This is a genomic window from Nocardioides sp., from assembly GCF_041393715.1.
Taxonomy (GTDB): domain Bacteria; phylum Actinomycetota; class Actinomycetes; order Propionibacteriales; family Nocardioidaceae; genus Nocardioides.
Map to the genome: position 1 here is coordinate 121649 of NZ_JAWKJQ010000001.1, position 23365 is coordinate 145013.

The 23365-nt window shown below is 73.2% G+C and carries 20 protein-coding genes and 1 pseudogene; 12 read left to right on the plus strand and 9 right to left on the minus strand.

Going from position 1 to position 23365, the window contains the following annotated elements:
- Positions 1 to 101 precede the first annotated feature (101 nt).
- The 3 genes from R2740_RS00640 to R2740_RS00650 all read left to right on the plus strand — a co-directional run bounded on the left by R2740_RS00640 (position 102) and on the right by R2740_RS00650 (position 3890).
- Positions 102 to 1493 carry a GH1 family beta-glucosidase gene (locus tag R2740_RS00640; protein WP_371300733.1) on the plus strand — a complete coding sequence of 464 codons (1392 nt, stop codon included), beginning with the start codon at positions 102 to 104 and terminating at the stop codon, positions 1491 to 1493.
- Positions 1494 to 1503: 10 nt separating this feature from the next.
- The gene (locus tag R2740_RS00645) at positions 1504 to 3249 is read left to right on the plus strand and encodes a DUF2207 domain-containing protein (RefSeq protein WP_371300735.1); all 1746 of its coding nucleotides are present in this window, start codon (positions 1504 to 1506) and stop codon (positions 3247 to 3249) included.
- A 77-nt stretch (positions 3250 to 3326) separates the two neighbouring features.
- Positions 3327 to 3890, plus strand: a complete 564-nt coding sequence (locus R2740_RS00650; protein WP_371300737.1) for a LemA family protein — start codon at positions 3327 to 3329, stop codon at positions 3888 to 3890.
- Positions 3891 to 3993: 103 nt separating this feature from the next.
- Here R2740_RS00650 and R2740_RS00655 read toward each other — a convergent pair whose 3' ends face one another.
- Positions 3994 to 4617, minus strand: a complete 624-nt coding sequence (locus R2740_RS00655) for an alpha-ketoglutarate-dependent dioxygenase AlkB (RefSeq protein ID WP_371300739.1) — start codon at positions 4615 to 4617, stop codon at positions 3994 to 3996.
- A 247-nt stretch (positions 4618 to 4864) separates the two neighbouring features.
- Between R2740_RS00655 and R2740_RS00660 the strand changes: the two genes are divergently transcribed.
- From R2740_RS00660 to R2740_RS00670, 3 genes are all read left to right on the plus strand, one after another.
- The gene (locus R2740_RS00660) at positions 4865 to 5656 is read left to right on the plus strand and encodes an ABC transporter ATP-binding protein (protein ID WP_371300740.1); all 792 of its coding nucleotides are present in this window, start codon (positions 4865 to 4867) and stop codon (positions 5654 to 5656) included.
- Positions 5656 to 8187: an ABC transporter permease gene (locus R2740_RS00665; protein ID WP_371300741.1), complete on the plus strand. Its 2532-nt coding sequence runs from the start codon at positions 5656 to 5658 to the stop codon at positions 8185 to 8187. Before R2740_RS00660 ends, R2740_RS00665 begins: the two co-directional genes overlap by 1 nt.
- 84 nt (positions 8188 to 8271) lie before the next feature.
- The gene (locus tag R2740_RS00670) at positions 8272 to 8991 is read left to right on the plus strand and encodes a GntR family transcriptional regulator (RefSeq protein WP_371300743.1); all 720 of its coding nucleotides are present in this window, start codon (positions 8272 to 8274) and stop codon (positions 8989 to 8991) included.
- 37 nt (positions 8992 to 9028) lie between these two features.
- Here R2740_RS00670 and R2740_RS00675 read toward each other — a convergent pair whose 3' ends face one another.
- Positions 9029 to 9376 carry a hypothetical protein gene (locus R2740_RS00675; RefSeq protein WP_371300744.1) on the minus strand — a complete coding sequence of 116 codons (348 nt, stop codon included), beginning with the start codon at positions 9374 to 9376 and terminating at the stop codon, positions 9029 to 9031.
- 62 nt (positions 9377 to 9438) lie between these two features.
- Here R2740_RS00675 and R2740_RS00680 point away from each other — a divergent pair, with 62 nt between their 5' ends.
- The 4 genes from R2740_RS00680 to R2740_RS00695 all read left to right on the plus strand — a co-directional run bounded on the left by R2740_RS00680 (position 9439) and on the right by R2740_RS00695 (position 14259).
- Positions 9439 to 10155: a copper homeostasis protein CutC gene (locus R2740_RS00680; RefSeq protein WP_371300746.1), complete on the plus strand. Its 717-nt coding sequence runs from the start codon at positions 9439 to 9441 to the stop codon at positions 10153 to 10155.
- Positions 10152 to 11348 carry a DUF4031 domain-containing protein gene (locus R2740_RS00685; protein WP_371300747.1) on the plus strand — a complete coding sequence of 399 codons (1197 nt, stop codon included), beginning with the start codon at positions 10152 to 10154 and terminating at the stop codon, positions 11346 to 11348. The genes R2740_RS00680 and R2740_RS00685 overlap by 4 nt, the downstream gene beginning before the upstream one ends.
- A 135-nt stretch (positions 11349 to 11483) precedes the next feature.
- Positions 11484 to 12935, plus strand: coding sequence for a DUF1800 domain-containing protein (locus R2740_RS00690; RefSeq protein WP_371300749.1), 1452 nt, complete (start codon positions 11484 to 11486; stop codon positions 12933 to 12935).
- 10 nt (positions 12936 to 12945) lie between these two features.
- Positions 12946 to 14259, plus strand: coding sequence for a DUF1501 domain-containing protein (locus tag R2740_RS00695; RefSeq protein ID WP_371300750.1), 1314 nt, complete (start codon positions 12946 to 12948; stop codon positions 14257 to 14259).
- A gap of 12 nt (positions 14260 to 14271) precedes the next feature.
- Here the strand turns inward: R2740_RS00695 and R2740_RS00700 are convergent, their stop codons facing one another.
- Entirely contained in the window at positions 14272 to 14892 is a 621-nt protein-coding gene (locus R2740_RS00700) for a hypothetical protein (RefSeq protein ID WP_371300751.1), read from the minus strand.
- A gap of 85 nt (positions 14893 to 14977) precedes the next feature.
- Between R2740_RS00700 and R2740_RS00705 the strand changes: the two genes are divergently transcribed.
- Together R2740_RS00705 and R2740_RS00710 are read left to right on the plus strand one after the other, a co-directional pair.
- Positions 14978 to 15832 carry a hypothetical protein gene (locus tag R2740_RS00705; protein WP_371300752.1) on the plus strand — a complete coding sequence of 285 codons (855 nt, stop codon included), beginning with the start codon at positions 14978 to 14980 and terminating at the stop codon, positions 15830 to 15832.
- Between the two features lie 73 nt (positions 15833 to 15905).
- On the plus strand, positions 15906 to 16751 hold the full coding sequence (locus R2740_RS00710) for a family 16 glycosylhydrolase (RefSeq protein WP_371300753.1): 846 nt from the start codon (positions 15906 to 15908) through the stop codon (positions 16749 to 16751).
- A gap of 112 nt (positions 16752 to 16863) precedes the next feature.
- Here the strand turns inward: R2740_RS00710 and R2740_RS00715 are convergent, their stop codons facing one another.
- The 6 genes and pseudogenes from R2740_RS00715 to R2740_RS00740 all read right to left on the minus strand — a co-directional run bounded on the left by R2740_RS00715 (position 16864) and on the right by R2740_RS00740 (position 22937).
- Complete coding sequence (locus tag R2740_RS00715) at positions 16864 to 17199, minus strand: oxygenase MpaB family protein (protein ID WP_371300754.1); 336 nt, start codon at positions 17197 to 17199, stop codon at positions 16864 to 16866.
- A 22-nt stretch (positions 17200 to 17221) separates the two neighbouring features.
- Positions 17222 to 17587: pseudogene (locus R2740_RS00720) on the minus strand (oxygenase MpaB family protein); the annotation flags it as partial.
- 181 nt (positions 17588 to 17768) lie between these two features.
- Complete coding sequence (locus tag R2740_RS00725; protein ID WP_371300756.1) at positions 17769 to 18545, minus strand: class I SAM-dependent methyltransferase; 777 nt, start codon at positions 18543 to 18545, stop codon at positions 17769 to 17771.
- A complete protein-coding gene (locus tag R2740_RS00730; RefSeq protein ID WP_371300757.1) occupies positions 18542 to 18934 on the minus strand; it encodes a hypothetical protein in 393 nt (130 codons plus the stop codon). The genes R2740_RS00725 and R2740_RS00730 overlap by 4 nt, the downstream gene beginning before the upstream one ends.
- A gap of 51 nt (positions 18935 to 18985) precedes the next feature.
- Positions 18986 to 20626 carry a DNA repair helicase XPB gene (locus R2740_RS00735; protein WP_371300758.1) on the minus strand — a complete coding sequence of 547 codons (1641 nt, stop codon included), beginning with the start codon at positions 20624 to 20626 and terminating at the stop codon, positions 18986 to 18988.
- 58 nt (positions 20627 to 20684) lie between these two features.
- Entirely contained in the window at positions 20685 to 22937 is a 2253-nt protein-coding gene (locus R2740_RS00740) for a helicase C-terminal domain-containing protein (protein WP_371300759.1), read from the minus strand.
- Between the last annotated feature and the right edge of the window lie 428 nt (positions 22938 to 23365).

Consider the following 23365-nt stretch of genomic DNA (forward strand, 5'->3'; position numbering starts at 1 on the left):
GGTGGCGTCTTCGGGCCCGGAGCGGGGTCGGCCCGGCGAGCGGTCTTGACCGCCCGGTCACCCGCCCCGGAGGATCGAGGCCCGACCCGAGAAGGAGCCCGATGACGCCCCTCGAGAACCCCGCCGGCCGCACCGCCCTGGGACTCCCCGACGACTTCTGGCTGGGCGCCGCCACCGCGGCGTACCAGATCGAGGGGGCGGTCGACGAGGACGGCCGCGGCACCTCCATCTGGGACACCTTCAGCCACACCCCGGGCGCCGTCGAGCGCGGCGAGACCGGTGACGTGGCCTGCGACCACTACCACCGGATGCCGCAGGACGTCGCGATGATGAAGGACCTCGGGCTCGACGCCTACCGCTTCTCGGTGGCGTGGCCACGGATCCAGCCCACCGGCTCCGGCGCCGTCGAGCAGCGTGGCCTCGACTTCTACTCCCGGCTCGTCGACGAGCTGCTGGCGGCGGGGATCACGCCGTGGCTGACGCTCTACCACTGGGACCTGCCGCAGCCGCTCGAGGACGCCGGCGGCTGGCCCGAGCGCGACACCGCCCTCCGTTTCGCCGACTATGCGCAGACCGTCCACGCCGCACTCGGCGACCGGGTCCGGCACTGGACCACCCACAACGAGCCATGGGTGTCGGCCTTCCTGGGCTACGCGGCCGGCATCCACGCCCCCGGGCGTCGTGACGCGGCCGCCTCGCTGCGTGCGGTTCGCCACCTGCTCGTCGGGCACGGCCTGGCGACCCGGGCGCTCCGTGAGGCGGGTGCGGAGTCACTGGGCATCACCGTCAACCTCTACGCCGTCAGCGCCGCGAGCGACGATCCCGCCGATGTGGACGCCCGACGCCGGATGGACGGCATGTCCAACCGGATCTTCCTCGAGCCGCTGCTGCTGGGTCGGTGGCCCGACGACGTGCTCGCCGACCTCGACGCGGTGGGCCTCGGCGACGAGCTGCGGGGGCCGACGCCCGAGGAGGACCTCGCGCTGGCGTCGACCCCGCTCGACGCGCTCGGCATCAACTACTACTCCCGTCACACGGTCGCTGCCGGGGGCGAGCCCGGCTCCGAGCCGGCCTACCCCGGCAGCGCGGACGTGCGGTTCGTCAACCCGGGCTACCCCGTCACCGACATGGGCTGGCCGGTCGACCCGACCGGCCTGTCGGAGGTGCTCGAGTCGGTGCACGCCCTGGCGCCCGACCTGTCCCTCTACGTCACCGAGAACGGCGCGGCCTACCCCGACGACGTGGTCGTCGACGGGCGCGTCCAGGACGACGACCGGACGGCGTACCTCGACAGCCACCTGCGCGCCTGCGCGACCTCGATCGCGCGGGGCGTGCCGCTGCGGGGCTACTTCGCCTGGTCGCTGATGGACAACTTCGAGTGGGCGCTCGGCTACGGCAAGCGGTTCGGCCTGGTGCGGGTCGACTACGACACGTTGGAGCGGACACCGAAGCGGTCCGCCGAGTGGTATGCCGCGCTGACCCGCCGGCAGTAGAGTCCCCCGCATGCTGGGGTGGCTGCTGCGGTTGGCGGGCCTTGTCCTGCTCGCGATCGGGGTGCTGGCCCGGGTCGCGCCCACCCCCGATCGGGCGCAGACCCCGGAGTACGACGAGACCACGATCTCCGACTACCGCGCCGACTTCACGGTCGACGACCAGGGCAACCTCAGCGTGGTCGAGCGGCTGTCCGTGGACTTCCCGTTCAGTGGCAAGCACGGCATCTTCCGGTTCTTCGACACCCGTGACGAGAACGACCTGCATGCGCGACGGGTGCCCGAGGACATCTCCGTCACCCGGGACGGCTCGATCGAGCCGGTCGACCTGTCTCGGCGCAGCAGCGGCCGCTACGTGGTGGCCAGGATCGGCTCGCCCGACCGGACGGTCCTGCCGGGCACCCACGTCTACGAGATCCGCTACCGCATCGACGGCGTCCTGCTCCCCGGTCCGAGCGAGGGTGTCAGCACCTTCAACTGGAACCTGATCCCCGGGGGCTGGCAGCAGCCGATCACCTCCGCACGCCTCCAGGTGCGGCTGCCGGTGCCGGGGGACGACGTCCGCTGCGCCGTTGGCTGGGGCGCCACCGACGGGTGCCGGGCCCGGGGAGCCGGCACCGACACCCTGGTCGTCCGCACCGGCCCGCTGCCCCCGATGACTCCGGTCACCCTCGCCACCGACCTGACGCTCGCCACGCCACCCGCCGGGCACACGCTGCCGTGGACCCAGCGGCTCGACCCCCTGCTGGGGCGGTCGGTGCCGCTCGCGGTCGTCGTCCTGCTGGCCGCACTCGGCGCGCTGGTGGCCGGCGCGGTGGCCAGCCTGCGCGCCCGGGAGCCGCAGCCGCCGTTCCCGCTGCAGTACGCGCCCCCCGACGGCGTCGGTCCCGCCCAGGGGGTCTATGTGCTGACCGAGCGGGTCGGCAAGCGGTCGTTCGTGGCGTCGCTGTTGCAGGCGGCCGAGCACGGCGCCGTGTCGCTGGAGCGGAGCGGGAAGAGCTGGACCATCGCCGACGCCCGCGGCAACGAGGGCTGGCGCGGCCTGGACTCCTCGACGATGACCGTTGCCGGGCTGATCCCCGGACCGGGCGCGGCGTTCGTGGCGAGCAAGAAGGACGTCACCTCGGGCGAGGCCCTCCAGAAGCAGCTGGAGAAGCTCAAGGGCACCACCACGAGCTGGGGTGCGCGGCAGGGGCTCGTGGTGCCGAGCGGCCCGGGCGCTCTCGGCGGGCTGCTGGTGCTCGTCGCGGCGGTGCTGGCCGCCGTCCTGTGCAGCTGGGACCCGTTCTCGATGACCGCGATGGCCCTGGTGCCCGGACTCTTCGCGATCGGCGCCGCCAGCCTGGTGCTGCCCGGCGCCGGCACCATCCGCACCCGCGCGGGTCGCGAGATGTGGTCGCGGCTCGGTGGCTTCCGCCGGGTGCTGTCGACGCCGTCGAGCGTCGAGCGCTTCGGGTTCTCCGGCCGCGAGGAGCTCTACACCGCCTACCTCCCCTGGGCGGTGGCCTTCGACTGCGCCGACGAGTGGGCGGAGAAGTTCCGCATCGAGACCGGCAGCGAGCCGCCGGCGCCGGCGTACCTCGGGGGGTACGCCGGAGGCTGGGGCGGGAGCTCGGTCGACTCCATGGTCGGCGACTTCTCCTCGACGCTGAGCTCGGCGATCTCGTCCTACGAGTCCAGCCAGTCGTCCTCGGGAGGCGGTGGCGGCGGGTTCTCCGGAGGCGGTGGGGGCGGCGGCGGAGGTGGCGGCTCGTGGTGACCCGGCTCGCGGTCGCGCCCGTCGACCGGGCACGATGACCATCACCGGGAGCACCTGGTGACAGAAAGGGAGAGTCCATGCTGATCGCACTCGGCGTCGTGGGGGCGCTGGTCCTCGCACTCATCGCCTTCGCCATCACCGGCTTCAACAAGCTGCGCACGGCCGACATCTCGGCCCAGGAGGCGCTGGGCGGGATCGACGTCCAGCTGACCCGACGGGCCGACCTGATCCCCAACCTGGTCGAGACGGTCAAGGGCTACGCCGCCCACGAGAAGGACGTCTTCGAGGCGGTCACCGCGGCGCGCGCCGGCCTGCAGCACGCGGCCGCCTCCGGTGACGTGGCCGAGAAGGCCGCTGCCGACGCCGCCATGCAGCAGGCACTGGTCCGGGTCAACGCGGTGGCCGAGGCCTATCCGGACCTCAAGGCGAGCGCCAACTTCCAGGACCTGCAGAAGCAGCTCGCCGACACCGAGAACCAGCTGTCCTTCGCCCGGCAGTACTACAACGACGCCGTGGCCACGCTCAACAAGCTGGTGCAGACGATCCCCTGGATGTTCTTCTCCGCCATGGCCGGCGTGACCGCCCGGAAGTTCTACGACGCTCCCACGGGGCACGAGGAGGCCCCGAAGGTGCAGTTCTGAGGGTCGTCGCCCAGGGCTGCCGTTTTGGCACAAACGTCACGAATTCGCGACGCGGGCCTGCAGATTCAGCACAATCGTGGACCCCGGGTGGCGCCTGACCGCGTCAGAACACGTGTCGTGGCCGGAACTGCACCGACACCCGCGGCCCGGCGTGGGCGACCTTGGGGACGGCGTGGTCCCAGGTGCGCTGGCAGCTGCCACCCATCACCAGCAGGTCGCCGTGGCCCATCGTGAAGCTGCGTGACTCGCCGCCGCCGCGCGGACGCAGCGCCAGGCGACGCGGGTCGCCGAGCGAGACGATCGCGACCATCGTGTCGGCGGAGCGGCCGCGGCCGATCCGGTCGCCGTGCCAGGCGACCGAGTCGCGGCCGTCGCGGTAGTAGCAGCAGCCGGCCGTCACGAAGCCCTCGCCGAGCTCGGGGCGGTAGTGCTCCGACAGCGCGTCGCGGGCAGCGGCGAGCGTGGCGTGGGGGAGTGGCTGACCCTCGGCGTACGTCGACACCAGGCGCGGCACGTCGACGACCCGGTCGTACATCGGTCGCTGCTCGGCCCTCCACGGGACCTCCCCGAGCATCGTGGCCAGGACCTCGTCGGCGTCCAGGACCCAGCCGGGTCGCAGGTCGACCCACGCGCCGTGCGGCAGCCGGACCCGCTCCACTGCCCCGGTGAGCGGGGCCAACGGCCCGAGCGCTGCGTCCGGCTCGAAGAGCGTTGCCTGGAAGTCCATGGGCAGAGGGTACCTCGGATCGAACACATGTTCGACATCTCGGGGGACGACGATTGGGCACAAACGACGGGATTTCGCGCCCAGGTCATGTCGTTGTGGGCCAAACGTCGACCTCGACGACGGCAGGACGTGGGCGGCAGGCGCCGACCCGGGGCCACCCCTCGGGGACCAGTCAGGGTGGCCCCAGGGGTGAAGGTCTGGTGAACCCGCTGGCCCTCGGCCGCTTCGGCTTGCCAGAGTGGGGCCCATGACGCACTCCGCCCTCGAGGCCTCCGGGCCGCCGCCGGGCGCGGCTCCCGCCGCCCGGGTCGCCAACCTCACCAAGACCTACGGCACCGGCGACGCTCGCGTGGTCGCGCTCGACGACGTCTCCCTGGACATCCGGGCCGGCGAGTTCACGGCCGTGATGGGGCCGAGTGGCTCGGGGAAGTCGACGCTGATGCACTGCTGCGCCGCCCTCGACCGCGCCGACCGCGGCCAGGTGTACGTCGGCGAGGCCGAGCTCACCAGCCTCAAGGACAAGGCGCTCACCCAGCTGCGGCGAGACCAGATCGGCTTCGTCTTCCAGGCGTTCAACCTGGTGCCGACGCTCACCGCCCACGAGAACATCACGCTGCCCCTCGCCCTCGCCGGCCGCAAGCCCGACCAGGAGTGGTACGACACCGTCGTCGGCGCCGTCGGCCTCGGTGACCGGCTCTCCCACAAGCCGAACGAGCTCTCCGGCGGCCAGCAGCAGCGGGTAGCGGTGGCCCGGGCGCTGGTCAGCCGGCCGATGATCGTGTTCGCCGACGAGCCGACCGGCAACCTCGACTCCCACTCGGGCGCCGAGGTGCTGCAGCTGCTGCGCCGGTCGGTCGACGAGTTCGGGCAGACCGTGGTGATGGTGACCCACGACCCGGTGGCGGCGGCCTACACCGACCGCGTCGTGTTCCTCGCCGACGGCAGAGTCGTCGACGAGGTACGCCGACCGACCCGCGAGGTCGTGCTCGACGTGATGACCCGGATGACCGCGCCGAGCCCGGACCGGGCGGCCGACTGATGTTCCGCGTGGCGCTCAAGAGCCTCCTCGACCGCAAGCTCCGGCTGCTGCTCAGCACCTCGGCGATCATCCTGGGCGTCGGCTTCGTGGCCGGCTCGCTGGTGTTCACGGACATGCTCGAGTCGGGCTTCGACAAGATCTTCAGCCGCGCCGTCGGCGACGTGGTGGTCCGCGACAAGGCCGGTGTCGGCGAGTTCGGGACCACGACCGACAAGACGGTGCCGGCCTCGCTCGTCGCCGACCTGGCGGCGCTGCCGGGGGTGGCCCGGGCCGATGGCAACGTCAGCAACCAGAGCACCTTCGTCATCGGCAGGGACGGCAAGGCGATCGGCGGCCAGGGGGCGCCCGGCCTCGGCCTCAACTGGAACGACGCGCCCGGCCAGGGCGGCCAGCCGGTGGTCAGCGTGGTGGACGGCCGGCCCCCGGAGCGCGCGGGTGAGGTCGCACTCGACACCCGCACCGCGGAGCGAGCGGGCTACGACGTCGGCGACCAGCTCAAGCTGGTCACCTCCTCCAGCACCGAGGACCAGCTCGAGGCCACGCTGGTCGGCACCTTCGAGTTCGCCGACGGCGGCACCCTCGCCGGGGCCTCGCTCACGGCGTTCGACACCAAGACCGCGCAGCAGCTCTTCCTCGGCGGCCGCGACGAGTTCAACGACATCTGGGTCTCCGCCGAGCCCGGCGTCAGCCAGGACCAGCTGCGCGACACCGTCGCGGCCGCGCTCCCGGCCGGCGACGTCGCCGTCACCGGCGAGCAGGAGGCCGCGGACAACGCGGAGGGCCTGGGCCAGGCGCTCAGCTTCATCCGCACCTTCCTGCTGGTGTTCGCCGCCATCTCGCTGTTCGTCGGCGCCTTCCTGATCGTCAACACCTTCGCGATGCTGCTCGCGCAGCGCAGCCGAGAGCTGGCGCTGCTGCGCGCACTGGGCGCCTCGACAAGGCAGGTGTTCGCCTCGGTGGTCGCCGAGGCCGTCGTGGTCGGCCTGATCGGGTCGACCCTGGGGCTGGCCTTCGGGCTGTTGCTCGCCAAGGGGCTCCAGGCGCTGTTCGGCCTGGTCGGTCTCGACCTCGCCGGCCAGTCCCTCGTGGTCTCGCCGGCGACCATCGTGGCGTCCTACGTCATCGGCGTCCTCGTCACCGTCCTGGCCGCGGTCATGCCGGCCTGGCGGACCCGCCGGATCGCGCCGGTCCAGGCCCTCGGCGACACCGTGGCCCTGCCCGAGTCGTCGCTGCTGCGCCGGTTCGTGGGCGGGCTGGTGCTGCTGGCGGGAGGCGTGGCGTTGATGGCGCTGGGACTGCTGGGAGACGTGCCGCGCGCGGGGTGGATCACGCTCGCCGGCGCCGTCGCGGTGCTCCTCGGCGCCGCGATCGCCTCGCCCGTGCTCGGCCGACCGCTCCTGGACGGCGTACGCCGGCTCTTCAGCGCCGGCTTCGGCACCGTGGGCCAGCTGGCCGGGGAGAACACCAGGCGCAACCCGCGGCGTACCGCCTCGACGGCTTCGGCGCTGATGATCGGCCTGGCCCTCGCCGGTGCGGTCGCGATCCTCGCGACCTCCGGCAAGGCGACGACGGCGACGGTGATCGAAGACACCTTTGCGGGCGACTTCGTGATCGGCAACGTCAGCAACCAGCCGTTCTCGTCGGCCGTGGCCGATCGGGTGGCCGAGGTCGACGGCGTGACGCAGGTGATGCGTCAGCGCTTCGGCATCGGCTCGATCGACGGCGACTTCGCGGTGCTCGGCGGCCTGGACCCGGCGGGTCTCGGACCGGTGGTGAAGGTCGATGTCGTCGAGGGTGACCTCGCCGATCTCGGACCCGGCAGCGTGGTGATCGACTCCTCCTTCGCCGACAGTCATCACCTGCATGTGGGTGATCCGGTGACCTACACCCTCGCCCAGGGCGAGGAGGACCTCGAGGTCGCCGCCGTCATCGAGCCGGCGCCGCTGCTCGCGCTCCCGGCCACCACGCTCGACGGGCTCGCCCGGCTCGGCTTCCCGCAGGAGGACGCCACGGTCTTCGTGGCCGGCCCGACCGCGAGCGTCGACGACCTGGAGGCGGCGGTGGGCGACAACCCCTTCGTCACCGTCAACGACCGCGCCGGCCTCGTCCAGCAGCAGAACGACCAGGCCGACCAGGGGTTGCTGATGATCTACGGACTGCTCGCGCTGGCCCTGATCATCGCCGTGCTGGGCATCGTCAACACCCTGGCGCTCTCCATCATCGAGCGCACCCGGGAGATCGGGCTGCTGCGGGCCGTCGGCATGACCCGGGGGCAGCTGAGGCGCCTGGTCACGCTGGAGTCGGTCGCGATGTCGCTGCTCGGCACCGCGATGGGGTTGGTGCTGGCGCTGTTCTTCGGGGTGGCGGTGTGGCGGGCGTTCCGCGACGACGGGCTCACCGAGCTGGCCATCCCCGTGCTGCAGCTGAGCCTGTTCGCGGTGGCGGCGGTGGTCGTCGGCGTCCTGGCGGCGGTGTTCCCGGCGCGCCGGGCGGCCAAGCTGGACGTCCTGGACGCGATCGCGACCGAGTGAGCCGGCTCACCGGCGGCCTCGATTAGGTAAAGGGTTCTCCGATTCCGCGTACACGGGCCCGCCCGGCCACCTATCGTTCCCGCCGTGGACGATGTGCTGACTTCGCGAGGCCGCGAGCTCAAGCACGTCCAGGTGCGCGAGTACGTCCGGTCGCTGGTCGACGGGCTCCAGCCTGGTGACCCGGCCCCCTCGGAGAGGGAGCTGGTGACCCGGTTCGGGGTGGCCCGGATGACGGTGCGGCAGGCGATGGACGCCCTGGTCGGCGAGGGCTTGCTGGAGAGGATGCCCGGCAAGGGCACCTTCGTCGCACGCCCGCGCCGTCGTGCCGACCGTCCGCTGAGCTACTCCGAGGAGATGCACCGGCGCGGGCTGCAGCCCGAGTCGCAGACGCTGCTCTCCCGGCTGGAGCAGGCGGGTCCGGGGGTCGCCCGGGCGCTCGGCATCACCGAGGGCGACGCCGTGCTGCACTGGCGTCGGCTGCGCCGGGCCGACGGCGCCCCGATGTGCATCCAGGACGCCTACCTCAACGAGGTGCTGCTCCCCGGCTTCCTCGAGAAGCACATGCCCACCGGACTCTTCGACGCTCTCGCCCGACGTGGCCTGCGACCCACCTGGGCCGAGGACTCCGTCAACGCCGACGTCGCCAGCGAGGCCGAGGCCGAGCTGCTCGAGGTCGACCCGGGGGCCTCGGTCCTGCGGGTGGCTCGCCGGTCGCTGTCCGGCGACGTCGCGGTCGAGGTGTCCCGCACCGTCTATCGCGCGGACCGCTACACCATGTGGCTCCAGGTCGGCTGCGAGGACTGACCGACCCTGTCGGGTCGTCGTACCCGCGCGGACCGGGTCAGCCGAGCTCGCCCAGCGCCGCCACCTCGGCGCCGGCCTCCTCGCACACCCACACCGGGTCCGGACCGCCCAGGTCGGGCTCGATCGCCAGCGTGTGCAGCGGGCCGTCGGCGTCGCACAGCCGGCACTCGGGCCAGCGCCGGCCCGCGTCCAGCAGCGCGTCCTGCACGTCCTGGGCGACCAGCCCGGCGGCGTAGGTCAGCCCGTCGGGCCACTGTCCGACCCACCAGCGGCGCTGGGACATCGCCTCCTCCAGCATCGAGACGGCCTCCGCGTCCGCCAGTCCTCGCGCCCGGAGGTCGGCAAGGATCGCGGCCCGGGCGGCAAGCAGCGTGGCGTCGTCCATGCCCCCATGGTGCGTCGCGCCGGCGGCGCCGGACAACCTCGAGCGGCACTAGGCTGCTCGGCATGAACCGGGCCGTCCTGGAGGTCGCCGTCCTCTCCGACCGCGACGTCGCCGGGGCCGTCGAGGGCGGTGCCGACCGGCTGCTGCTCGCGGTCCCCCAGCCAGACGACGTGGTCGGCACCTCGCCCGACCTGGCCGTCGCGTCGCCGGTGCTGCGTGAGAGCCCGGTGCCGGTGCGTGTGGTGCTGCGGCTGAACGACGGCTACACGACCACCGGCGGGGAGTTCACCCGGCTGGTCGGGCTCGCCGAGGAGTACCTCGCGCTCGGGGCCGAGGGCGTCTGCTTCGGCTTCCTCGACGCCGACCTCGAGGTCGACACCGGCATCTGTCGCGCGCTCGCGGAGGCGCTGCCCGGCGTGCCGTGGACCTTCAGCCGGGCCGTCGACGCGACGCTCGACGCCCGCCGCTCCTGGCGTCGGCTGCTCGACCTGCCGGGTCTCAGCGCCGTCAGCTCGGGCGGCTCCCCGCGCGGCCTCACCCAGGGGTACGACGACCTGCTGGCGCTCGCCGAGGCCAGCCCGTCGGTCGCCGCGCTGCTGATGCCCAGCGGCGGCCTGGTCGCCGAGCAGGTGCCGTGGCTGGCCCGCGCCGGCGTCCGCCAGCTGCAGATCGACGAGCAGGCCCGGCCGGGCGGCTCGGCCAAGGCCTACGTCGACGCCGCGCTGGTGCGCTCCTGGCGGACCCTGGTCGACAGCGCGGTCGACCGCCTGGTCCGATGATCCTGATCGACCCGCCCCAGGTGGCCCGGCACGGGCGGGTCTGGTCACACCTCGCCAGCGACACGTCGTACGACGAGCTGCACGCCTTCGCCCGGGCCGCGGGCATCCCGGCCCGCGGCTTCGACCGCGACCACTACGACGCGCCGCAGGAGCTCTACGACCGGTTGGTCGCGGCCGGCGCGGTCCCCGTCAGCACCCGCGAGCTGATCCGTCGGCTCGGCGCGGCCGGGCTGCGCCGTCCCAAGCGCGACCTGATGCGCCCGCGCAGCCCGGGGCGGACGCTGCTGCTGCCGCCGCGGCTGCGGCCCGGTGACCGGGTGGCCGTGGTGGCGCCCGCCGGTCCGGCCGACGTCGACCGACTCGACGCGGGGCTGGCGCTGCTCCGCGGCTGGGGCCTCGACGTGCCACCGCCGGCCGCGCTGGCGACGGCGGGCCAGCCGTGGCTCGCGGGCAGCGACGAGGCGCGGGCGGCCGCCCTCACCGAGGCCTGGCTGGACCCCACCGTGCGGGCGGTGGTCGCCACCCGCGGGGGCTTCGGCTCCCAGCGCCTGCTCGACCTGGTCGACTGGCGGCGCCTGGCTCGGGAGCGCGAGGGGCCGCCCGCCTGGCTGGTGGGCTACTCCGACGTCACCGCCCTGCACCAGGCGTTCGCCGCCGCGCTCGGGGTCGCCACCATGCACGGACCCGGCGTCGCCACCCTGCCGCAGCTCACCGACGACGCCCGCCAGGCGTGGCACGCGCTCCTCTTCGAGGGTCGGGTCCTGCCGCTGGAGGGCGAGGGTCTGGCGCCGGGGGAGGCCACCGGCCCCCTCGTCGGCGGCAACCTCACGGTGCTCGCCGCCGCGGCCGGCACCCGGGGAGTGCACCCGGCACGCGACTCGATCGCCCTGTTGGAGGACGTCAACGAGGCGCCCTACCGCCTGGACCGCCTGCTCACCCAGCTGCTCCGCAGCGGCTGGTTCGAGGGTGTCCGCGGTGTGGCCCTGGGCGGCTTCACCGACTGCGGCGCCCCCGACCACGACGTACGCCGGCTGCTCCTCGACCGGCTCGGACCGCTCGGCGTCCCGATCGTCGGGGGGCTGCCCGTCGGCCACCTCGACGCCACCCGGAGCGTCGTGCTGGGTCGGCGGGCCCGGCTCGACGGGCGGTCTGGACGGGTGACCCAGGATCTGGCCGTTTCGCCGACAGCCTGACCCGGGGTCCGCCACGATCGAGGGCACCCGGACGAACGGCGGCTCGCCCAGTCGTCGGCGACCGGGTTGTGACCCTTTCGTGATCTTCGCTAGGGTCGCGCGCGTTCTTTACCCTCGCCGAGGAGGCAACCCCCCGTGTCAGCCACGCCACTCGGAGCCCGCGACCGGCTGTTCCTCAACCGGTTCAGCTTCGGCCACACCAACCAGCTCGCCAAGCAGGTGCACAGCGCCGGCGGCGGGCGGGCCTGGTTCGAGAAGCAGCTCCACCCCGGCTCGATCAAGGACACGAAGGGCAACCAGGTCAAGGCCTGGTTCCCCGACGTGTGGTACTCCCCGTCGAAGCTCTACGAGCGCAACGAGTCGGGCGTCGCCAACTGGTGGGAGGTGATGCCCGACCTGGCGCGCTGGACGATGATGCGGCGGGTCTACTCCAGCCATCAGCTGCACGAGGTGATGGTGGACTTCTGGTCCAACCTGCTGCACGTCCCGCTGGGTGACGACTACGCCTGGGTGGGCCGCGTCGACTACGACAAGCTGATCCGCAAGCACGCCCTCGGCAAGTTCGACGACATGCTGGTCAAGGCGATCACGCACCCGGCGATGGGGCTGTCGCTCGACAACGCGTTCTCCACCAAGGACGCGCCCAACGAGAACCTCGGCCGCGAGCTGCTCGAGCTCCACACCGTCGGCGTCGACGGCGGCTACACCGAGCGTGACGTCAAGAACTCCAGCCGGATGCTCACCGGCTACCGCGTCGACATGTGGCCGACGTACAAGAAGCACTACGAGCCCGACGACCACTGGACCGGCACCATCAAGGTGTTGGGGTTCAAGTCCACCAACCGCAGCAAGGACGGGCGCAAGGCCACGGAGAAGTACCTCCGCTACCTCGCCCACCACCCCAAGACCGCCAAGCGGATCGCCCAGCGGCTGTGCGTGAAGTTCGTCCACGACAACCCCTCGTCCGGCCTGGTCAAGCACGTCGCCGCCGCGTGGACCCACAGCGGCACCGACATCAAGGCGACGCTGCGGGCGATGGTGAGCCACCCGGAGTTCCTCGGCTCGGCCAACCAGAAGGTGCGCTCGCCGCTCGAGGAGACGCTCGCGACGATCCGCGCCCTCGGGATCAAGCCGCACAAGCCGACCGACGACAACGCCTTCGCCAGGGCGCTCTACTGGTCGGTCAGCGGCCAGGGCATGACGCCCTACGGCTGGCCGGCGCCCAACGGCTTCCCCGAGGTCAACGTCGCCTGGTCCAGCCCCGGCCGGGCGCTCGACTCGCTCAACGCCCAGCTGCGCTACGCCTCGCTGGCCTCGTGGGGCACGGGCGGCTGGCTCACCACCGACGTGGGCTTCAAGAGCTACCACAGCTTCCTGCCGCCGCTGCCCGCGCGCTTCGGCTCGGTGATCAACCACGTGAGCATCACGCTGCTCGGGGAGCCCGCCACGCCGCGGATGAAGGACGGCATCGCGCTGCGCACCGGCATCGGCCTGAACCGCAGGGTCGGCCGCTCCGCCATGGACGACAACCGCGTCAAGCAGATCCTGATCGCGCTGCTCGGCACCCCGGCCCACCTGACCCGTTGAGGACCCCGCGATGACCGAGACTGCCACGACCCAGACGACGACCGGTGCCGACCCGCGACGGTGCGGCTGCCCCGACTTCACGATGAGCCGTCGGCGACTGCTGGCCGGCGCCGCGGCCGGCACCGGCACGCTCGCCGCCGGACAGCTGTTCGGCGACGCCTTCCGCCAGGTGTCCTACGGCGCCGCGCCCGACGGCAACGTCGTCGTGGTGCTGTCCTTCCGCGGCGGCTCCGACGGCCTGTCCATCGTCGTCCCCAAGGACGACCTGACCTTCCTGACCAAGGTCCGTCCCGACCTGGTGGTGCCCAACGCCGCCCTGGTCGGCGGCAACGCCAGCTGGGGCCTGCACCCGGCGCTCGCCCCGCTCGTCCCGATGTGGAACGCCGGCACCTTCGGGGCCGTGCACGGCGCCGGCCTGCCGCAGCCCAACCGCAGCCACTTCGAGGCCATGGAGGTCGTGGAGGAGGCCAACCCCGGCTCCAACGCCCGGGTCGGCTGGATCAACCGGATGATCGGGCTCGACACCAACGCGCTGCCCGAGGAGCAGATCCAGCTCGGCAACAGCATGCTGCCCACCGCGTTGGCCGGTCCCGCCGCCGCGCTCGGCGCCCGCGTGGTCGACGACTTCCAGATCCCGAGCATCGGCAGCTGGATGGAGTCCAGCAGCCAGGTGAAGAAGTCGCAGAAGAAGATCTGGGGCGGCAAGGGCACCGCCATGAACCGCGGCTTCCAGACCGCGCTCGCCTCCGTGAGCCGGCTGGCGCCGGCGGTCGACCTGGCCAACAACGACGCGGGCTACCCCGACGGGCCGCTCAAGGGCGTGCTGTCCAACACCGCCCGGCTGATCAAGGCGAAGGTCGGCGCCAAGATGGTGGCCGTCGACTACGGCGACTGGGACATGCACACCGGCCTCGGGAAGCCGCAGGCCGGCGGCTGGATGTATGACCACCTCGACCACTTCGCCAAGGCCGTCAAGGCGTTCTTCGACGACCTGGGCGCCGACGCCGATCGGGTCACCGTGGTGACGATCAGCGAGTTCGGTCGCCGGGTGGCCCAGAACGGCTCCGGTGGCGAGGCCGGCGTCGACCACGGATACGGCAACGCGATGCTGGTGCTCGGCGCCGGCGTCAACGGCGGCGACGTGCGCGGTGGACCGTGGCTCCCGCTCTCCGACACCTCGCTCAACCAGGGCGACGTCCCGCTGGTCAACGACTACCGGCACGTGCTGTGGGAGGTCATCATGAAGCGCCAGGCGCTCGGCAACGCCGACCGCCAGAAGGTCTTCCCGGGCCTCACCCAGAAGGCCGTCGGAGTGATGGTCTGACCCGCGCCGAGATCAGGGGCGTCGGGCCAGCCGCTCCAGCTCGGCGGTGACGTTGGCGCGGGCGACCGGCTCCCACCGCTCGCGGGCGTACGCCGTGTGGAACAGCGTCGGCTTGGCCAGCAGCGACCCCAGGATCTCGGCGCGGCCGGCGGCGAACGCCTCGTCGGGCACCTGGGCGTACTCCCGGCGCACCCCGGCGGCATAGTCGGCATAGCGGGCGGCCCCGCTGGCCAGGATCGCCAGGTCGGCGTCGGTGAGCGCCTCGCCCGCCGCGTCACCCGGCCGGGGCCGGTGGTCGGCGGTCAGCCGCACCAGCCGGGCCGTCTCGGCCGCCACGTCGTCGGGCACGAGACCGACCAGCGCCCGCTCGGCCCAGCGGGCGGAGCGCTCCTCGTCGTCGTGCGCCCCGGCGTACACCGCGTCGTGGAACCAGGCCGCCAACCGGGTCGACAGGGGGGGGAACCCGACCTCGGCGGCGGCCAGCTCGTCGAGCCGGTCGAGCACCTCGGACAGGTGTCGCAGGTCGTGGTAGCCCCGGTCGGCGGCGCCCCACGCGGCCAGCAGCGCGTCGCGCAGCGAGTTCCCCTCCACGGACGGGGACAGCGGCCACCGGGAAGCCAGCACCTCGGGCATGGGGCCATTCAACTCGATGCGCCGAGCGAACCGAGTTTCGCCGTTCTGCCACGCAACCGCGCCGATCGCTTTACTCTGCGGAGGCATGACCTTCCCCTTGCGTCGTGGCGCCGTGGCGAGCCTGCTCGGCGGCGTCCTGGCGGCGGCCGCGATGGCCGCCCCCGTCGTGTCCGGCGGCTCGGCCGCACCGACCCCCGTGACCGCCTCCCCCCGGCTGGCTTCGGGCGGCTACACCTGCACCGGCTACTGCAAGCACCCCACCAACGCCGCCAAGGTGTTCAAGTGGGGCTCCCCGAAGTGGGGAGACGAGTTCGAGGTGTCCAAGCTCAACCGCAAGAAGTGGCGATCGGACCACCCGAAGCGGATCCTGAGCAAGGGCGGGATGCTGACCATCAAGGCCAAGGGCTACCAGCAGCAGATCACCACCTGGGGCAACCAGTCCGCCCGCTACGGCCGCTGGGAGGCCCGGGTCCGGATCCACGAGCGGCCCGGTGCCACGGGCGAGCACTACGTCGCCAGCTGGATGCTGGAGCCCACCGGCGGCGACCACTGCGGGGCCAGCGAGGTGACCCTGGCGCAGTACGCCGTCGACGACGCGCGGGTGTCCGGGTGGGTGCGCACCCTCGACGACAACGAGTTCCGCTACTCGCGGGCCACGAGGCTGAGCAACCTCGCCTGGCACACCTACGCCATCGAGATCACGCCGAAGCGGATCTCCTGGTTCAGCGACACCAAGGTGCTGCGCACCGAGAAGCGCCCGGCCGCGCTGTCCGGGGTCAAGCTGCGGCCGCAGTTCGTGCTCGCCGGCCTGCCGGACACCGAGATGCGTGAGACCTGGCTGCAGATGGACTGGGTGCGCTTCTACTCCCTCGAGCGCAAGAACGCGAAGTCGACCAAGGCGACGCAGATGACCTCGAAGACCTACGCCGACGGTTGTTGAGCCAGGTGGCGCCCGGTCGGCCAATTCTCCGGTTTCGCCACGGGGCGCCCGGCCGTCGCCCTAGCCTGCCGGGGTGACCAGCCCCCGTCGTCGCCCCCTGCTGCCGAGCCTGCTCGGCGGTGTCCTGCTGACCGGCGCCGCGCTCGCCGCCGCGGGGCTCTCCGCTCCCGACGCGCCGACCGCCGAGCCCGACGTACGCCCGGCCTTCGCGGACACCTGCATCGGCTACTGCAAGCACCCCACCAACGCCGCCAAGGTGTTCAAGTGGGGCCTGGAGGCCTGGCGCGACGAGTTCGAGGTCGACCCCTTCAGCAGCCGCTGGCAGTCGGACAAGCCCAAGCAGATCGGCCAGCAGAACGGCATGCTCACCATCAAGGCCTACGCCGACACGGGCTCGATCACGGTGTGGCCCGACGACCAGGCGGCCAAGTACGGGCGCTGGGAGGCCCGGGTCCGGGCGGTCGAGAAGAAGACCAACGGCCAGCCCTACCGCTTCACCTGGCAGCTGGTGCCGGTCGACGGCGACCACTGCGGGGCCAGCCAGGTCACCCTCGCCAGCTACGTGCCCGGTGACGCCCGGGCGCGCGGCTCGGTGCGCACCCTCGACAACAACGACTTCCGCTTCTCGCGCAAGCGCGACCTGCGCTCCCGCGCCTGGCACACCTACGCCGTCGAGATCACCAAGGACCACATCTCGTGGTTCGTCGACACCAAGGTGATGCGCACCGAGACCCGCACGGACGCGCTGTCCGGTGCCAAGCTCCGGCCGCAGTTCGTCATCGAGGGTGACCCCGACGCCACGATGAACGAGTCGTGGATGCAGATGGACTGGGTCCGCTACTACACGCTCAAGCGGCCCAACGCGAAGTCGATCGACGCCAAGCAGATGTGGCAGCAGACCTACGACGGCGGCTGCTGACCCCACCGCGAGGTGCGGGAAACGGCCCCGCGAGATGCGGGAAATGGTCCCGCGAGGTGCGGGAAACGGCCCCGCGAGATGCGGGAAACGGCCCCGCGAGATGCGGAGCAGCTCAGGACTCCCAGACGCCGGTGACCTGCTCGAGCCGGCGGGTGCGGCGCTGACCGGGTGTCAGCGCCCAGCGGACGGCACGGGTGGCGGCGTGGCCCGCCCGGCGCGCCAGCCAGGGGTGGTCGCGGAGCCTCAGCTCCGCGCGCGCCCACGCCGGCAGCAGGTCGATGGCAGCGAGCCAGAGCGCGGCGTACGCCGGCCGGCCGGGCAGTGGCAGCGGCGCCTCGTGGCGCAGGTGTCGCAGCGCCTCGTGGGCGGCGGGGACGGCGCGCAGCTCGGGACGGAACGCCGCCAGGTCGGCGGCCAGCGCGGCCTCGGTCCGCGGCGGCTCGAGCACTCCCGAGCCGAGCCCCCACCAGGCCCGCCTCGGCGACGTAGGCGTCGCGTCCGGCCGCGTCGAGCGGCCGCAGCCCATAGACCTGATGGGCCAGCAGGAAGCTCTCCACCTCGGCGACGTGGACCCAGCGGAGCAGGTGCGGGTCGTCGGCGGCGTACGGCGTCCCGTCGGGGAGCGTGCCGACGACCCGGCGGTGCACGGCGCGGACCACGTCGATCGCGCGTTGTGCGTGTTCGTCGGGACCGAAGGTGGTCGTGGCGATGAAGGTGCTGGTGCGGGCGAGGCGACCCCAGAGGTCCCCCTGGTAGCCGGAGTGCTCGGCCACCGCCGTCATCGCGGCCGGGTGCAGGGTCTGCAGCAGCACCGCGCGCAGACCGCCGACGAACATCGACGCATCACCGTGGACGCGGGCGATGGCGCTGTCCTGGGTGAACCAACGGGGGCCGGGAGTGCCATGGATCCGGGCCCGCTCCGCCTCGCCGTCGGCACCGGCCACCCGACGGAACACCGCGTCGCCGAGGCGCTCTCGCAGCGATCCGGGGGTCACGTCGTCGAGCCTAGGATGCCGCTCAACCCGGTCGCCCGGCCGCGAGCACGGCCGTCTCGCGCAGCACCATGAGCCCGCGGTCGTCGACCAGCCCGGAGGCCGCGTCGTGGAACGCCGCCGTCAGCGCCGCGCGCACCTCGGGCGGCTGCCGGAGCAGCACCCGGCCGCGGACCCCGAGGCCCGCCTCGGTCCCGCGCCACAGGTCGGCCGGCGAGACCTCCCAGGTCCAGGTGACCTCGCGACAGTCGACGCCGCGGAGCCCCGCCTCCTCCGCCACAGCGCCCAGCCCGTCGACGGAGCGCGGGAAGTCGAGGTGGGCGGGCAGTCGCTCCCCGGCCGGCACGGGTACGCCGACCCGGTCGAACGCCGCCGCCACCAGGGCGTTGCTCGCCCGGTCTCCAGGGGGCCAGATCGTCACCGCGACCCGTCGTCGGGTGACCCTCGCCAGCTCGCGCATCCCGGCCCGCGGGTCCGGCAGGTGGTTGACGACGAAGTTCGCGACCACGACGTCGACGGCGGCATCGCCCAGCGGGAGATGCGGCAGCGCCGCTCGGGCCACGGCGAGACCGCGGCCGCGTGCCGCGGCGGCCATGTCGGGCGCCGGGTCGGTCGCGACGACCCACGCGGTCCGATCGCGAAGTGCGACGGCGGCCGACCCGGTGCCGCAGCCGATGTCGAGGGCACGGTCGTCGGGTGCCGGCCCGAGCGCCTCGATCAGCGCCGGCACCGCTCCCGCGCACAGACGCCCGAAGGTGTCGGCGTAGGCGTCGGCCTGGCCGACCCAGCCCGGTCCGGTCACCGGCAGCCGCGAGACAGGTCCTCGGGCGCCGGGCACTCCGTGACCCGCATGTCGCGGCCGGCGAACCTCTCGCGATAGACCCGAAGCGTGCCGTCCTCGGTGATGCGGTAGTAGTCCACGGACTGTTGGCGGACGACCGTCACCTGGGCGGCCGTGCCCGCGTCGCGGTGCTCGGCCAGGCAACCCCAGGGGTCGTCGGTGCCGGGGACCGACGTCTCGCCCGTCGGCGCCACGCCGCAGTCGTCGGGCCAGGAGCTGTAGAACTCCTCCGCGACCGAGCCGCCGGGGACGACGGTGGCCTCGGCGGATGCGGCTGGAACCGAGGGCGCGATGGCACCCGACCCGAAGCCGAAGAGCATCAGGACCAGCAGGCCGAGGATGTCGAGCATGCGCGCAGCCTACGTGCCCTGGGACCGGCCGGAGGGCTTTCCGGGCGGACGTCAGGCGAGCAGCTCGTCGGCGTCGGTGATGGTGTAGGCGTAGCCCTGCTCGGCCAGGAACCGCTGGCGGTGCTGGGCGAACTCCGCGTCGACGGTGTCTCGGGCGACCACGGCGTAGAACCTCGCTGCCCGTCCGTCGGCCTTGGGGCGCAGCAGGCGGCCGAGCCGCTGGGCCTCCTCCTGGCGGGAGCCGAACGACCCCGACACCTGGATCGCCACCGCCGCCTCGGGCAGGTCGATCGAGAAGTTGGCGACCTTGGAGACCACCAGCAGCGAGATCTCGCCGGCCCGGAAGGCGTCGAAGAGCCGCTGCCGCTCCCTGACCGTGGTGTCGCCCTTGATGACGGGCGCGTCGAGGTCGGCGCCGATCTCGTCGAGCTGGTCGAGGTACTGGCCGATCACCAGCGTCGGCTCGCCGCGATGTCGCTCCACGAGGGCCTCGGCCACGGCCGTCTTGGCGGGCGTGCACGACGCGAGGCGGTAGCGCTCCTCGGGCTCGGCGGTGGCGTAGGCGATCCGCTCGCCCTCGTCGAGGGTGACCCGGACCTCGATGCAGTCCGCCGGCGCGATCCAGCCCTGGGCCTCGATGTCCTTCCAGGGAGCGTCGTAGCGCTTGGGGCCGATCAGGGAGAAGACGTCGCCCTCGCGGCCGTCCTCGCGCACCAGGGTGGCGGTCAGCCCCAGCCGCCGGCGGGCCTGCAGGTCGGCGGTCATCCGGAAGATCGGCGCAGGGAGCAGGTGGACCTCGTCGTAGATGATGAGCCCCCAGTCGCGGGCGTCGAACAGCTCCAGGTGGCTGTAGGTGCCCTTCCGGCGGGTGGTCATCACCTGGTAGGTCGCGATGGTGACCGGACGGATCTGCTTGACGGCGCCGGAGTACTCCCCGATCTCGTCCTCGGTCAGGGAGGTACGCCGGACCAGCTCGTCCTTCCACTGACGGGCCGAGACCGTGTTGGTCACCAGGATCAGCGTGGTCGCCTGCGCGGTCGCCATCGCGGCCGCGCCGACGATCGTCTTGCCGGCACCACAGGGCAGCACCACCACGCCCGAGCCACCGTGCCAGAAGCCCTCGGCCGCCTCGCGCTGGTAGTCGCGCAGCAACCAGCCGTCCTCGCGCAGCGCGATCGGGTGGGCCTCGCCGTCGACGTAGCCGGCCAGGTCCTCGGCCGGCCAACCCAGCTTGAGCAGTGCCTGCTTGAGGTTGCCGCGCTCGCTGCCGTGGACGACGACGGTGTCGGCGTCGATCCGGTTGCCGAGCATGCCGGCGACCCGCTTCGCGCGGAGCACCTCCTCGAGCACCGGTCGGTCGGCGGAGACCAGGACCAGCCCGTGGGTGGGGTGCTTCTCCAGCCGCAGCCTCCCGAAGCGCGCCATCGTCTCGGCGACGTCGACCAGCAGCGCGTGGGGCACGGCGTAGCGGCTGTAGGTCAGCAGCGCGTCGATGACCTGCTCGGCGTCGTGGCCGGCGGCGCGAGCGTTCCACAGGCCGAGGTTGGTCAGCCGGTAGGTGTGGATGTGCTCGGGGCTGCGCTCGAGCTCCGCGAACGGGGCGATCGCCTTGCGGCAGTCCTGCGCCTGGGGGTGGTCGACCTCCAGCAGCAGGGTCTTGTCGCTCTGCACGATCAGCGGGCCGGTGCTCACCCGGCGAGTCTACGGAGGGGCGCCGACAGGGTGGTTCGTGTGGCGGGGGAGCCCCGCCTCACCCCGCCGCCACACCCCGCACCGCGGTGATCCGGTGGACGGCGTAGACGCGCTCGTCGTCGGTGCGGTGGTCGAAGGCGACCAGCTGACCGCCCTCCACGGACACCGGGTCGATGATCCGCTCGACGGTGGTGCCGGCGTTGTCGACGTAGCCGATCCAGACCGTACGACGTGCCTCGACGGCCTCGCGCAACCGGGCCAGGACCTCCGCCGGGTTGGCCGTCGTCGGCCGCGAGGGCCGGGCCGCCGCGGCCTTGTCACCGGCGCGGATCGCGGTGACCACCGCGGTGAGCCGAGCGGCGGTCTTGGCGTCGGACAGCCCGGTGGGCCGGGAGCGCGGCAGCCGGGCACGCTGCCGGTCGGGGCGCGCGATGTGCACCGACCCGTCGGGGGCCTCGACAACCGGCGCCGCCCCCAGCTCGCGGAGCCGGGGGAGCAGCAGGTCGACCGGCAGCGTGGTGACCAGCACGGTGGGTGCCAGGCGTCGCAGCTGCAGCGAGGCCGCCTTGGGGTGGTGCATCAGCTCGGTGAGCGCGGTCTCGTCGTCGGATCGCAGGAACGCCTCGACCGCGCCCACCCGGAGTGTGCCGAACCGCCGGGCGACGTCGTCGACGAGATAGGTCAGCGGCTGTGGCACGGGGGTTCGCGACACCGACCCGACGAAGTCGTGCAGCTCCGCGCTGGTCCATCCGAGATCGAGCGCCCTGCGCACCGAGTCGGGCGTGAACCGATAGACCGTCGCGCCGCCGCGCGAGTCGACGTCGGCGACCGCGTGCAGCCGCTGGGCGAGGCTCGACTCCAGCGGTCCCGGAGCGACCGCGGTGAGGTCGGCCTGGAGCAGCACGTGGTCGACCGGCTCGGGCAGCAGCGCGGTCAGCGCGGCGGCGGGGTCGCCGCCGCCGAGCAGCGCCCGGGCGTACGCCGGCAGTCCGCCGAGGCCGGTGACCCCGAGCATCGCGGCCTCGTCCAGCGCCCAGGTGACGAGCTCTCCGCGCGAGGCGGGCCGCCGCGGGCGCAGCCAGGCCAGCCGAGCGACCACCGACGGCACGCCGGTGCCGGCCGCCAGCACCTCGCCGTCGGGCAAGGCGGCCAGCTCGTCCAGGGCCATCCGCCGGGTCTCGGCGGCGTAGATCGACGACAGCTCGGGGGTCAGGGCGTTCAGCCCCTTCCCGGAGCGCCGGTCCTTGCTGCCGACCAGCGCGGGCAGCCGGGAGGTGTCGAGCCAGGCAACGGCGAGGGCGGCCCACCGCTCGGCCGTGGGTCGGGCGGCCCAGGCGTCGTAGCCGTCCGTGGGTAGCCAGGCCAGGTCGCCCTCGAGGTCGGCGCCGGTGGCCAGCAGGCCCGCGGCGGCCGCCACCTCGACCAGCAGCCCGGCCTCGCGCTCGTCGACGTGGAGCAGCGTCGCCGCGGCCTTGAGGTCGCGCACCCCCAGGCCCCCGCTGCGCAACGCCGTGGGTGGTGCCGTCGACCAATGGTCGAGCAGCAGCTCGGTGCGGCGTACCGCCTCGAAGGCTGCGCCCGCCGCAGCCTTCGCGACGACCGCGGCGTCACGGGCCGAGGCGGCCAGGCCGGGGAGGTCGTCCACCGGCTCGCGGGTCGTGGTGCCACCCCGCAGCGCGAGCGAGACCTCGCCGGGCACGACCACGACCCCGCCCGGGCGGGCCACCACCAGGCGCCGGGCGAGGAGCTCCTCGGCGGGCGTCGCGGCCTCGTCGGGACTGACCGGGGTGCGGGCCGCGGAGGTGCCCTCGCCGCCCGCCTCGTCGAGGTGCTCCAGAAGCGCCCTCGCCGGTGCGGAAGCGGCCTCCAGCCGGGTCGTGGCGGCGGTGGCGTCGGCCTCGGGCGAGCAGGGGCGCAGCCGCCCGATCGCTCCGGTGCCGGTCAGCCCGTCGGCCACGCCGGTCAGCGCCCGCAGGCCCTCGGGCGACTCCCATGCCAGCGCGAGGCGGGTCAGCCGGTCGAGTGCCTCGGCCGTCGCGTCGGGCGCTGCCCGCACGACGTGCTCCAGCTCGGTCGCCGAGCAGGGCCCGGTGATCACCAGGGCCTCGAGGACGGCGAGCTCCAGGCGGGTCAGGCCGTCCATGGCGCGCAGCAGCGAGGAGCGTACGGCGGCCCGCGAGGCCAGCTGTGCGGAGTCCTGCGGCGTCGGCGAGACCAGGTCGGGGCGGGACCTGAGCAGCGAGGCCACCAGCTCGTCGGGCCAGCGGCGCAGCTGGTCGGCGAGCGTCCTCGGCGGGGTGGGGGTGGCCATCCCTCCCACGCTACCGAGCCCCCGGTGGCCCGCGGTTCGGCGAGCCGCTTGCCCCCCGGTGCCTCGGGGCCCCAGGGTGGACCCATCCGGCGGCGCGCCGGGTGTCTGGTTTGCTCCTCCGAGGAGCGAGATGAACGTTTTCGGTTCGAGTTTCTGCGTTGTCGCTCCTCGGAGGAGCAACCCCCACCCCTCCAGGCCCGAGCGAAGGACGAGGATGAGCCATCCCGAGGTGGACTACGGTGCGGCCACCGACGTGGGACTGGTGCGCACGGTCAACGAGGACTCCCTGCTGGCGGCGCCGCCGGTCTTCGTCGTCGCCGACGGGATGGGCGGGCACTCCGGCGGCGACGTGGCCAGCCGGCTGGTGGTCGAGGAGTTCGCGCGCCTCGGCGGGTCGTCGTACACCACCGACGAGGCGCGGTCCGCGG